This window comes from Gloeocapsopsis crepidinum LEGE 06123 (assembly GCF_015207655.1).
In the GTDB taxonomy this organism is placed as follows: domain Bacteria; phylum Cyanobacteriota; class Cyanobacteriia; order Cyanobacteriales; family Chroococcidiopsidaceae; genus Gloeocapsopsis; species Gloeocapsopsis crepidinum.
Genome location: NZ_JADEWN010000102.1, coordinates 1 through 10,466, shown reverse-complemented (window position 1 = coordinate 10,466; position 10,466 = coordinate 1). Strand labels below are relative to the sequence as shown.

The 10,466-nt window shown below is 43.1% G+C and carries 13 protein-coding genes and 1 pseudogene; 9 read left to right on the top strand and 5 right to left on the bottom strand.

Annotated elements, in window-relative coordinates:
- From IQ230_RS25070 to IQ230_RS25060, 3 genes are all read left to right on the top strand, one after another.
- Positions 1 to 1,746 (top strand): alpha-mannosidase (locus IQ230_RS25070; protein WP_228055328.1); only part of this gene is annotated, 1,746 nt, incomplete at its 5' end.
- A gap of 142 nt (positions 1,747 to 1,888) precedes the next feature.
- On the top strand, positions 1,889 to 2,296 hold the full coding sequence (locus tag IQ230_RS25065; protein WP_193934920.1) for a hypothetical protein: 408 nt from the start codon (positions 1,889 to 1,891) through the stop codon (positions 2,294 to 2,296).
- A 38-nt stretch (positions 2,297 to 2,334) separates the two neighbouring features.
- Positions 2,335 to 2,907 carry an AraC family transcriptional regulator gene (locus tag IQ230_RS25060; RefSeq protein ID WP_193934919.1) on the top strand — a complete coding sequence of 191 codons (573 nt, stop codon included), beginning with the start codon at positions 2,335 to 2,337 and terminating at the stop codon, positions 2,905 to 2,907.
- A gap of 10 nt (positions 2,908 to 2,917) precedes the next feature.
- Here IQ230_RS25060 and IQ230_RS25055 read toward each other — a convergent pair whose 3' ends face one another.
- The gene (locus IQ230_RS25055) at positions 2,918 to 3,265 is read right to left on the bottom strand and encodes a hypothetical protein (RefSeq protein WP_228055327.1); all 348 of its coding nucleotides are present in this window, start codon (positions 3,263 to 3,265) and stop codon (positions 2,918 to 2,920) included.
- A gap of 349 nt (positions 3,266 to 3,614) precedes the next feature.
- Between IQ230_RS25055 and IQ230_RS25050 the strand changes: the two genes are divergently transcribed.
- Positions 3,615 to 3,893: a BrnT family toxin gene (locus tag IQ230_RS25050; RefSeq protein WP_193934918.1), complete on the top strand. Its 279-nt coding sequence runs from the start codon at positions 3,615 to 3,617 to the stop codon at positions 3,891 to 3,893.
- On the top strand, positions 3,856 to 4,134 hold the full coding sequence (locus tag IQ230_RS25045; protein ID WP_193934917.1) for a BrnA antitoxin family protein: 279 nt from the start codon (positions 3,856 to 3,858) through the stop codon (positions 4,132 to 4,134). The genes IQ230_RS25050 and IQ230_RS25045 overlap by 38 nt, the downstream gene beginning before the upstream one ends.
- Positions 4,135 to 4,460: 326 nt before the next feature.
- Here the strand turns inward: IQ230_RS25045 and IQ230_RS25040 are convergent, their stop codons facing one another.
- On the bottom strand, positions 4,461 to 4,580 hold the full coding sequence (locus IQ230_RS25040; protein WP_015188784.1) for a BrnT family toxin: 120 nt from the start codon (positions 4,578 to 4,580) through the stop codon (positions 4,461 to 4,463).
- A gap of 473 nt (positions 4,581 to 5,053) precedes the next feature.
- Here IQ230_RS25040 and IQ230_RS25035 point away from each other — a divergent pair, with 473 nt between their 5' ends.
- Positions 5,054 to 7,825 (top strand): TonB-dependent receptor domain-containing protein, encoded by a 2,772-nt coding sequence (locus IQ230_RS25035; RefSeq protein WP_193934916.1) that lies wholly within the window; start codon positions 5,054 to 5,056, stop codon positions 7,823 to 7,825.
- Between the two features lie 155 nt (positions 7,826 to 7,980).
- Positions 7,981 to 8,955: an iron-siderophore ABC transporter substrate-binding protein gene (locus tag IQ230_RS25030; RefSeq protein ID WP_228055326.1), complete on the top strand. Its 975-nt coding sequence runs from the start codon at positions 7,981 to 7,983 to the stop codon at positions 8,953 to 8,955.
- Positions 8,956 to 9,006: 51 nt separating this feature from the next.
- On the opposite strand, the gene IQ230_RS25025 is transcribed toward IQ230_RS25030, so the two are convergent.
- Complete coding sequence (locus tag IQ230_RS25025) at positions 9,007 to 9,222, bottom strand: hypothetical protein (RefSeq protein WP_193934915.1); 216 nt, start codon at positions 9,220 to 9,222, stop codon at positions 9,007 to 9,009.
- Positions 9,223 to 9,459: 237 nt separating this feature from the next.
- Between IQ230_RS25025 and IQ230_RS25020 the strand changes: the two genes are divergently transcribed.
- Positions 9,460 to 9,726: a type II toxin-antitoxin system Phd/YefM family antitoxin gene (locus tag IQ230_RS25020; RefSeq protein WP_193934914.1), complete on the top strand. Its 267-nt coding sequence runs from the start codon at positions 9,460 to 9,462 to the stop codon at positions 9,724 to 9,726.
- The gene (locus tag IQ230_RS25015; RefSeq protein ID WP_228055325.1) at positions 9,723 to 9,971 is read left to right on the top strand and encodes a type II toxin-antitoxin system RelE family toxin; all 249 of its coding nucleotides are present in this window, start codon (positions 9,723 to 9,725) and stop codon (positions 9,969 to 9,971) included. The genes IQ230_RS25020 and IQ230_RS25015 overlap by 4 nt, the downstream gene beginning before the upstream one ends.
- Positions 9,972 to 10,102: 131 nt before the next feature.
- On the opposite strand, the gene IQ230_RS25010 is transcribed toward IQ230_RS25015, so the two are convergent.
- Together IQ230_RS25010 and IQ230_RS27805 are read right to left on the bottom strand one after the other, a co-directional pair.
- Positions 10,103 to 10,216 carry a DUF4351 domain-containing protein gene (locus IQ230_RS25010; RefSeq protein ID WP_228055324.1) on the bottom strand — a complete coding sequence of 38 codons (114 nt, stop codon included), beginning with the start codon at positions 10,214 to 10,216 and terminating at the stop codon, positions 10,103 to 10,105.
- A gap of 136 nt (positions 10,217 to 10,352) precedes the next feature.
- Positions 10,353 to 10,466: pseudogene (locus tag IQ230_RS27805) on the bottom strand (IS982 family transposase); the annotation flags it as partial.

Genomic DNA, 10,466 nt, shown 5'->3' with positions numbered 1-10,466 from the left:
CCCCTTCCTATTTGGCAGGATGAACTCTATCTCGAATTTCATCGCGGTTGTTACACTACCCACGCGGATCAAAAGCGCTGGAATCGCCGTTGTGAAAGATTACTATATCAAGCAGAATTGTTTGCTGCACTCGCTAATATCGCGACTGGCTTCGTTTACCCTCAATCTCAATTAGAAGCTGCTTGGAAAAAAGTTTTATTTAACCAATTTCACGATATTCTCCCTGGTTCTTCCATTCCTGAAGTCTACGCCGAGGTTAACCCAACTTGGGAAGAAGTTGAACAAGTCACGGCAGAAATTACCCAGCAGTCGTTAAGTGCGATCGCATCTCAAATTAAATTACCGCCACCTCCGCATCCTGACGCTCAAGCCTTAGTTGTATTTAATTCTCTCAACTGGCAACGTTCTGAAGTTGTGAGCGTGACATTACCTGATGCACAAGACTGGGTTGTTTGCGACTTAGAGGGAAATCAGCTACCTTGTCAGATTATTGATGCTCAAGCACTATTATGTAGTGCTAATAATATTCCTGCTACAGGTTATCGTGTTTTTTGGCTTGTCACACTAAAATCGTTAGTTAATTTTACCGAAGTATTAAATAACACACCAAAAAATAAGCAAAACAAGATCGATAGTACAAATATATTATCAAATGCTGAGTATTACTCTGAAAATAAAAAAACTTTTGCTGAAGATTGGATATTAGAAAATGAATTTTTACGGGTAACTGTTGATTGTGAAAATGGAAATTTGAAGAGTGTTTTTGATAAGACGTGCGATCGCGAAATCTTGCATTCTGACGGAGGAAATCAATTACAAGGATTTACTGATAGCGGTCAATATTGGGATGCATGGAACATTGACCCAAACTATGCACAACATCCTTTACCACCAGCGCAACTCAAATCGATTGAGTGGTTAGAGCAAGGAATCATTCAAAGTCGCATTCGTGTTGTGCGTCAACTCGGAGAATCCGAATTTTGTCAAGATTACGTATTACAAGCAAGTTTACCGCTGTTGAAAATAGAAACGACTGTCAATTGGCGATCGCGTCATGTTTTGGTAAAAGCGGCTTTTCCGTTCAACTTTGAAGCTGACTATGCAACTTATGAAATTCCTTGCGGTGCGATTCAGCGGACTACTAAACCAGAAACACCAGCAGAACAAGCAAAATGGGAAGTTCCAGCACTACACTGGGCAGATTTAAGTACTCATGATTATGGAGTGAGTTTACTGAATGATTGCAAATACGGCTATGATAGCCAACCTCATCAATTACGCCTCACGTTACTGCGTGGTGCAGAATGGCCCAACCCAAACGCAGATCGAGGAAATCATTACTTCACCTATGCGATTTATCCGCATCAAGGTAATTGGCAACAAGCGCAGACGGTACGACGCGGATATGAGCTGAATTTTCCCTTACAAGTAATGTTAGTATCACAGGGCGATCGCGTTTCGCAAAACCTACCGCCAGTAGGCTGTTTTCTCGATTTATCAGCAGATAACCTGATTTTGACGGCGTTTAAACAGTCAGAAGACAATTCTCAAAAATGGATTTTACGCTGTTATGAATGTCATGGAGAATCAGCACAGTTAGATTTCAAAAGTGATTTAGATTTAGCGATCAGGGAAACTGTTGATTTATTAGAGCGGACAACATCTACTGTGCGATCGCCAATCTATAAAGTTTCGCCTTGGAAAATTTTCTCAATTACAGTGACTTACAATCAGGAAGATGCTTAAAATTTTAAAGTGGCTGGTGATTAGTGACTAGTGACTAGAGTGGTTAGCAATTGGCAACTAACAACTCAATGAAAGTTGGGTTATTTAACCGGACGTGACATTAGTAAATAAAACCTTTTCTTAATTAGTAGGGATAGGAATAATGCCACTCGACACAGCACGGATCATTACTGAAGCTGAATATAATGCGATCTGGGAAGAAGCAAATGCGTGTGGTGAGGTTCTTTGGCAGTGGAATGATGTTGAACGACGACGGGCTATCCCAAAGCGGTTAGGGCAAGGGGAAGAGTGGATTATTGATCTGCATCCAGGACTAAGCATTCACATTGCCACCTATCAATATTGGCGTTCCTTGTGTCTAGACTATCATTACAACGGGGAGGGGATGCTGTTATCAAATTTCTATTTAGCGGGCGACCGCCGCATGATTAACCCAGGCATTCAGCTAGAAGAAGTCGCGAAGAAACTGCTGGTGAAACCTGTTTGTGCTACATCAAAGAAGTACGATCAATTGAATATTTCCCAGCCGAACAAATCCACAAAAGTGTAGGAATTAAGACAGATTTAGAACGATTGAAGTCGTTTGGAATGAATTGGGATCATACCTCGTCTCTGCTGCGATCGCTGATTGAGGGAAAATCGGCAAAAAACTTTCATCAATCTCTCAATCAAAGCACCCCCGCCATGCAACAGACTCTCCAACAGATGCTCAATTGTCCCTATCATGGTGTCATCAAACGCATGTACTTGGAAAGTAAGGTACTAGAACTATTAGTGTTACAGTTTCATCAATTGGCAGGACAGAATTCATACAATACAATCCCAAATTTTCGTCCCACAGATATCGAACGTCTGCATTTAGCAAAAGAAATTCTCCAGCGCGATCTAGATTGTCCTCCGTCACTACTTGATCTAGCAAGACAGGTGGGACTAAACGACTACAAATTAAAGCGAGGCTTTCGCTATCTTTTTGGCACAACAGTGTTTGGTTATTTGCAAACGTGCCGAATAAAGCAAGCACAGGAACTGTTATGCGATCGCGAGTTGAGTATTGCTGAGATTGCCCATCGCGTAGGATATGCGAGTGCGAGTCGGTTTTGTGATGCGTTTAAGCGGCATATGGACATGACACCTAGTGCTTATCGCCGTCGTCGAATTTGACCTTATTTGACTACAAAAGATCGCGTACTTCTGTAATTGTACTTGCCGCAACAATGCTGCGTAAAATTTCCTGCAACTGGGCTAAATCGGATTGGGTAATTTGGGGCATTAATTCTAAGCCCTCAGTGCCAAATTTCACCTCTAAAATAGTTGCGATATTTGACACCATCTGTTCTCGCCGTCCACGCTGCTCATCCTGATACCAAGGTGACTCGCGTAACACAGCCATATCCCACCTCATAATCTCTTGCACTAACATACTCTCTAGCACAAACGTCGCAAAAGTTACCCATTGCACCCAGTTATCGGGGGCGAGACTGATTAACTTTTTGGTACTGACATCGGCGCGTTTTATCATTAGACCTCCTGCATGAAGAGAATCGCGAATAAATTCGCTGCTAGATAAACCCTGTCCACCTCCGTGGACTACGGGTAAGGCATGCCTTACCCTCTTAAAAGTCTTGATTTAGTGTACGAAGGTACACTTTGCTTGGGTAGCCCCGACTTCAGTCGGAGGGCATCTGTGTTTCACATGCAAGAGGTCTATTGTCGAACTAAGTAAAGTACCCAATTCTCAACAAATTTCCAGATTTTCACTCATCTTAAATCTGTTCTGGCTGAATCTCAATGATATCTGATGGTGTGATTCAGCTTTGGATAGAATACGCAATAATAGGGAGAGCCTGATTAGCATTGCTTGAACTTTCATGCAGTTTGAGTGGGATGAAGCGAAAAATCTAGAGAATATCCGCAAACATGAGATTGATTTCGCAAATGTCCCTGAAATGTTTGATAATCCGATGCTAATTGAGCTATACGATCGCTTTGATTACGGCGAAGACCGTTGGATCGGTATCGGTTTTCTCGGTAAAGGTATAGCGGTTGTTGTTTGGACAGAACGACAGAATGGCGTGATTCGGATCATTTCGGCACGAAGAGCAAATCGATATGAGCGGCAAAGACTTAAGCAATACCTCTCGTACTAATTGGGAAGCACTTGAGGCAATCGACGACGAAGGAATTGATTATTCTGATATTCCACCGTTGACGGAGGATTTTTTTGAGAAGGCAACTTTAAGAATTCCTGCCCCTCAAGTACAACGACTGGTTCAGATTGATCCAGATGTTCTGAAATGGTTTCAAGCTCAAAGCGGAGAATATAAAGCTTTAATCAACTCGGTTCTACGCCGTTACATAGAAAGTCGTGATGAGCAGTCAGCAACATAACGTTGCGTATGCCTTGGTGAGGTTTAAGCTGCCTCAAGAAGAAGTACATTAAGTTGCCAATATCAACTCGCTGACTATAGGCGGCAACTAGCAAGCGTCCATTGCTTGACATACCAATAATCTTAAACCGATCCTCTTGGTCAGAGTGCGCTTCATCATAATAGATCTCCTGCATGAATTACAGATGCCCTTCGACTAAAGTCGGGGCTAAATAACAAAGTGTGCCTTCGCACACTCAAGAGTAAGAGTTTTCTGAGTAAGACCAGGTCGGTGGACAGGGTTTGTCTAGTAGCGAATTTATTCGCAATTCTTTTCATGTAGGAGGTCTAATCCTCTAAATAGAGTGGATCGTAAAAAATAGTTGCTGCCTCATCAAAAGAAACCCCATGCTTTTTGAAGTTAATTTGAGCTTTTTGGTTGTCCCATTCAAACCGTAATAAATCCATCTACTCTAAAGCACTCTGAACCTTGATATTTACCTTATACCGCTATATCAGGTTTTTCATGGTGAGCCGTTTATGGTGTAGGGAACAATTTTGTGGCAGTTTTGATCTCACCTCAACCGTCTCCTTGAGCGATTGATCGCCCTTTGTTGTCGCACCATCACTAAAAAAATCCCGATCGGGCAGAAAAAAATCCGTTTGCGGCAACAATACCTTCTTCAAATCTTGTATTCTCAGCTTTATTGAGAAGTTTTCTTATTAGAAGCTAAATCAATGTGGAACTGATACTAATCTGTGAAGATGCACTTTGTTCTCACCCCTATCTGTCGCCGTTCCCCTAAGTAAGAGGGACTACAGGGGGTCTCTACTTAGTGCATACATATCAAGAATTAGTGTGAGGTGTGAGGAAATGTGTGGGGACGAGTCACGGATGACTTGTCGATTTCCGCAATATTGCCAGGTGTGTAGAGTAGCTAATGAAACTAAAGAATTTATTGCAACTTTTATTACTAACAAGTTCTGTTTGGCTGTGGGGTGCTGTGAGCGTAACGGCTCAAGAAGCAACAAAGCTGGAGACTCATGATAAAACTATTACATCTGTATTACGTAAATCTCGGTTAATTAGAGAGATTCCTCAAATTGGTGAAAGAGAGCGTCCTAGCACTAGCGCAGTTATGTTAGTGCAGTCGCCAGCACCAACCAACCCCTCTTCCGTCCAGAGGGGTGTTATACAAGTGACGGGTGTACAAGCTAATCCCACTGCACAAGGTGTGGAGGTGATATTACAGACAACTCAAGGAGAACAACTGCAAATTACCAACCGCAGCGCTGGGAATAACTTTATCGCTGATATCCCCAATGCTCAATTGCGTTTACCCAATGGCGATGCGTTTACATTCAATTCCCAGAAACCAATTAAGGGGATTACTGAGATTACTGTGACAAACCTTGATGCTAATACTATCAGGGTGACAGTAGCGGGTGAAGAAGGATTGCCAACAGTTGCGTTATTTGACAGTAACGAAGGATTGATTTTTGGTTTGACACCTGCTGTAACGGCAATGCAGCCACCACAACAGCCTGAAGTTGAACAGCCAACGGGTGAAACGCCACAGGAGATACCAAGTGTGAGTCCGGGTGTAGCAACAGATGCTACGGCGGAAGACGATGCGATCCAAGTGGTAGTGACGGCGACACGAACAGAGGAGGAAATTACCAGAGTTCCTCGCTCCGTTACCGTGATTGATCGAGAAGACTTGGACACGCAAACCACCCTATCGCCAAGCTTACCAGAGCTTCTCACTCGAGAAGTACCAGGTTTTGGCATAGCATCACCCCAAGCAAACGAACGAGGAGTTTTACGTGGACGAGGTATTTCTTACCTGATTGACGGCATTCCAGTCAGCGATAACTTTGCCCGTCCCCAACGCACTATCAGCCTTGATGCGATTGGAAGAGTTGAAGTGGTACGTGGTCCCAATGCAGTGTTTGGGGCGCAGGCAACAGGTGGAACGGTTAACCTTATTCCTCGCAGACCAGAGGAAGGGGAATCCAATGTATTTGCAGAAATAGGCACAACAGCAGCAGCGGGTGGCGGTGACTCTTTTTTCATCGGTGAAGGTTTTGGATATTTTTCAAGATTTGGATTTTCGGGCAATGTGAATCCAGTTGATTACTTGTTCTCGTTCTCTTATGAGCGAGAAGGGAGTTTCTTTGATGCCGAAGGCGATCGCATTTTCTTTGCTCGTCCCAGTGATGAAAATCGCACGCTTAATGCTTTGGGACAGCTTGGTTTTGACCTCAACGAAGAGCAGCGCCTACAACTCACTTTCAATCATTACGATATTGAGCGAGTTAATAATGAGTTTATCGCCGACATAGAAGGCTCAGAGGAAGCAGGCAAAGCCCGAGGAATTCGAGTGGGTCAGCAAGAGTTCATTGATACCCCGCCATTTTTTGATCGCAATACAATTGTCAGTCTCAGATATAACCACGACAATCTGTTTGGCAGTTCATTGAGCGCACAAGGTTATTATCGAAATTATTCTGGTATCACAGCAGGAATCAACGATTTTCGTGAGTTTTTCGGCTTCATCTCCAATGCACTTCTGCTTGATATTGAAGGGGGTGGTGCACGACTACAGATTCAGACTCCTCTTGGGCAGCAGGCTAACTTGTTATGGGGTGCTGATTATGACTATCAAAGGCGAGATGGTTTTGCTGATTTTATTGATCCTGTTGCCTTTGATGAGAGTAATGGGCGGGTAATTCAAAGAATTGAGCGCCGCAGGGTTTTACCTTACAGTGTTGGCGATCTTGGCTTATTTGCGCAAATGCAATGGGAGGTAGTTGATGACCTAACGCTTTCGGGTGGGTTGCGATACTCTAACTTTGATGTCAATGTTTCCAGCTACACTAGCTACTTTCGAGGGTTTGACATTGAGGGTGGGCGCTTTAGTTTTGATGACGTTGTGTTTAATGCTGGTGTTGTCTATCAAGTGACTGATGAAATCGGATTGTTTGCTAATTTCGCTCAAGGTTTTTCCTTGCCTAATTTAAACGTTATAGTGAATAATCCTCCAGAGAATCTTAATATTGAGGCTAATACCGATTTACTGCAACCTGTAAACGTTAATAATTACGAACTCGGCATTCGCGGTAACTGGGGATCTGTACAGTTTTCTCTCGCTGGCTTTTTTAGTAATTCTAGTCTTAGTGACGCAGTACAGCAGGTAGAAACTGATGAAGGGTTTCCTATCTTTGAAGTTGTTCGTGCTCCCCAAAGAGAATATGGTGTTGAAGCCGCCCTCGACTGGCAACCCTCAGACAACTGGTTGTTGGGCACAACTTTAAGTTGGCAAGAGGGAGATATTGACTTTGATGATACCGGAGACTTTTTACCGCAAAGCACCTATGCTATTTCTCCGCTTAAATGGACAGCCTATGTCGAGAATCAAACCTTACCAGGCTGGCGAAACCGTTTGCAACTATTAGCAGTAGGCGGTCGTAGTCGCAACTTTGAAGGAGGAGGATTTGACCCACGCGCTACAGATGGTTATGTAGTCGTGGATTATATTAGCAGCATTAATATCGGCAGTGGAACCTTAAATATTGGGATTCAAAACCTTTTCAACAACCAATACCTTGTTCCCTCTGAACAACTAAATGCAGCATTTGAGGGATTTGCCTCCACAGCCACAGCTTCTAGGGGAAGAACAATCAGTGCCACTTATCGAATTACATTTTAGGGGAAGATAGTCAATGGCTAACTTCACCCTAGCCATCTCTTTGCAAATAGGAGAAAGCCAGAACTCAAATCTTCCTTTTCTCGGCTTTGGGTTCTGTGCATTTTAGCGATGACTCGATTAGTTTGTGTTTTTCAAACGTTTTTTTCAGATGGCATATGTTACGGCAATTTCGTAAAATTGGCAGTAGTTATAAGTTTCTAGTACTGTTTCTGGCAACAATAGCTGTTTTGATCGTCTCAGCTTGCCATAGCAATACATCGCAACTCAAGCAAAACCAAACCAACTTAACAGCAACGCAATCATCAATAGAAACACAAGTAGTTAGTCATGCTTTAGGTGAAATCCAGATTCCAGTTAGCCCTCAGAGAATTGTTATCTTACACGATATGATACTTGGAGCTGCATTGGAATTAGGTGTTAAACCAGTTGGTATTGCCTATTATGACTACGGAGGTAAGTATTTTCGAGGAATCCCACCTGAATGGATTGCTGGAGTACCAGTAGTGGGTGGTGTTAGTCAACCTTCTATAGAAGCTATTCTCACCCTCAAGCCAGATCTAATTTTAGGGCTGGAATGGCAAGAAGACTTAGGTTATAAACAACTTTCGGCAATTGCACCCACAGTACTCATCAAGCAGAGTAGAGATTACCACTTTATGCCACGATACATTGCTCAGATTCTGGGCAAGCGCGATCGCGCAGAAGAACTTTTGACTGAGTATCAGGAGAAAGTCCGAAAACTGCGACAACAATTGGGAGAAAAATTAGAGAAAATCACCATATCTGTAATTGATGTTGATGGACAAAATTTTTATACTTTGGCTTCAGATCTTCTACATAATCAAATCTTGAATGAAATAGGTTTACGCCGTCCACCAATTCAACAAAATCAAAAGGACTTCTTAATGTCAAGTATTGAAACTTTACCCGAACACGATGCCGACGTTTTGTTTGTCAGAAATGCCTGGCAAGGAAGCTCTGATAAATTTCGCTCTTTCTTAAAACAGCCTATTGCGTCACAGCTTCAAGCGGTGCGAAATAACCGAGTATATGAAGTTTACTGGCAAGGTCCACCTTATTTAGTGGCTGATCGAATAATTGACGATCTTTATAAATATCTAGTCGATTAACCCTAAACACACCCTCTTTATCTGTAAATCCTGTCACCGTTCGTCCAAAAACTAACCTAATGAGGAAATGCAAAGCGGTAAAGGGGCAAACAAAGAGGCGATCGCCGCCCCACCATCAGCGCGTTCTCGCCTTCTTAACCAGATCAATTCTTCAATTCTGCTTGATTTATTGCGATCGCACAACAAACCCAAAAGATTAAAAGCATAGGGTTCTTGACAGCTAAAACTTTCTCTCAGTTGCTTGAAATTCATTAAAGTCAATACCATTGGTGAAAGCTGATGAACCTTGTTCTTACCGATTGTTGCTAATTTCTCCGATTGCTTCCCCTTGACGTAATCGATCGTTGTCTCAGGTTTCGATTAATGAGGTTGCCACAGGTTCACTACAAAATTTAAGGAGGTGACGCTCCCAGGCGACAGATTAAGTCAATTCCCTTGTAGTAAAATCCGCTTCAATGCCCCGTAATATTAGAATAAATTCAATGCTCACCAAGCCCTATTCCTATGCCAAAACGCCTCACGATCGCCCAAGCTCAGCAGCAACTCCCTACTTTAGCTGATGAACTGACCGAAGAACCCATCATCATTATTACCCAGGATGGTGTTCCTGCGATCGCTGCTCTTAGTTACAACCATCTCACAGCCCTGTTAGAAACACTGGACATCCTCAGCGATACTGAGTTTGTCACTCAGCTGAGCCAAAGCATCTTGCAATTAGAACAAGGCAACAGGATTTCTTGGCAGAGTGCCAAAGCACAGCTAGGACTATGAGCGAATCGTCCAATCCGCTTGAATATGAGATTCAACTAACACCACTGGCACTAGAAATGTTGGCTGTGATTAAAGATCGGCGAGAACAAGCGAAGCTAGCAGAACGCATTGACCAGCTTAAGACTGACCCAGAAAAACAAGGTAAAGCTCTGATAGACAATCTTCAGGATTTCAAAGTGTGCGGGCTGTTGGGCAGCGCGATCGCATCGTCTACAAAGTTGAGCAGGCACAAGTGTTTGTTTTAGTGGTTGGCATTGGTCGGCGCAAGGATAAAGATAAAAAGGACATCTACACGCTGCTCGAAAAGTTGCTAGGAGACTACTGAAAAAAGGTGAGGCGGTAAACGAGTAAACAAAGAGGCAATGCAACTCTACCATCAGTGCGATCTTTCCTCCAACCAAGCTTGTAAATCATCCACACTCGTAAAATCCAACAATGCCTCACTCAATTCCAACATTGGTAATGGCAAACCCAAAACTGAAGCACGCATCTCCTAGGGAAATTCTCCAAACCGCTTCGTTAACAACCGAGCGATCGCATTAGCCATTACCTCTTGTTAAAAATTGTCAGCACACCAAGCTTCCAAATCACTGACCGCAGCGAAATCTAACAAACCTGAGTTCGGGTTAAGCAGATGGAGGTAAAGCCCATTCTAAGTGAAGGGAGGGCTTTTTGGGCTGATGACAATAAGCAATCAAACCACAGAGGACATTAACACCAAAATTGACGGGACTACGATG

What these genes read in the sequence shown, in the direction of transcription:
- IQ230_RS25040 (WP_015188784.1), bottom strand. Translation starts at nt 4,580, where the DNA reads ATGGATTTATTACGGTTTGAATGGGACAACCAAAAAGCTCAAATTAAC.
- IQ230_RS25045 (WP_193934917.1), top strand. Translation starts at nt 3,856, where the DNA reads ATGAGCGGCAAAGACTTAAGCAATACCTCTCGTACTAATTGGGAAGCA.
- IQ230_RS25030 (WP_228055326.1), top strand. Translation starts at nt 7,981, where the DNA reads ATGTTACGGCAATTTCGTAAAATTGGCAGTAGTTATAAGTTTCTAGTA.
- IQ230_RS25025 (WP_193934915.1), bottom strand. Translation starts at nt 9,222, where the DNA reads ATGGTATTGACTTTAATGAATTTCAAGCAACTGAGAGAAAGTTTTAGC.
- IQ230_RS25010 (WP_228055324.1), bottom strand. Translation starts at nt 10,216, where the DNA reads ATGCGTGCTTCAGTTTTGGGTTTGCCATTACCAATGTTGGAATTGAGT.
- IQ230_RS25020 (WP_193934914.1), top strand. Translation starts at nt 9,460, where the DNA reads ATGCCAAAACGCCTCACGATCGCCCAAGCTCAGCAGCAACTCCCTACT.
- IQ230_RS25050 (WP_193934918.1), top strand. Translation starts at nt 3,615, where the DNA reads ATGCAGTTTGAGTGGGATGAAGCGAAAAATCTAGAGAATATCCGCAAA.
- IQ230_RS25065 (WP_193934920.1), top strand. Translation starts at nt 1,889, where the DNA reads ATGCCACTCGACACAGCACGGATCATTACTGAAGCTGAATATAATGCG.
- IQ230_RS25060 (WP_193934919.1), top strand. Translation starts at nt 2,335, where the DNA reads ATGAATTGGGATCATACCTCGTCTCTGCTGCGATCGCTGATTGAGGGA.
- IQ230_RS25055 (WP_228055327.1), bottom strand. Translation starts at nt 3,265, where the DNA reads ATGATAAAACGCGCCGATGTCAGTACCAAAAAGTTAATCAGTCTCGCC.
- IQ230_RS25015 (WP_228055325.1), top strand. Translation starts at nt 9,723, where the DNA reads ATGAGCGAATCGTCCAATCCGCTTGAATATGAGATTCAACTAACACCA.
- IQ230_RS25035 (WP_193934916.1), top strand. Translation starts at nt 5,054, where the DNA reads ATGAAACTAAAGAATTTATTGCAACTTTTATTACTAACAAGTTCTGTT.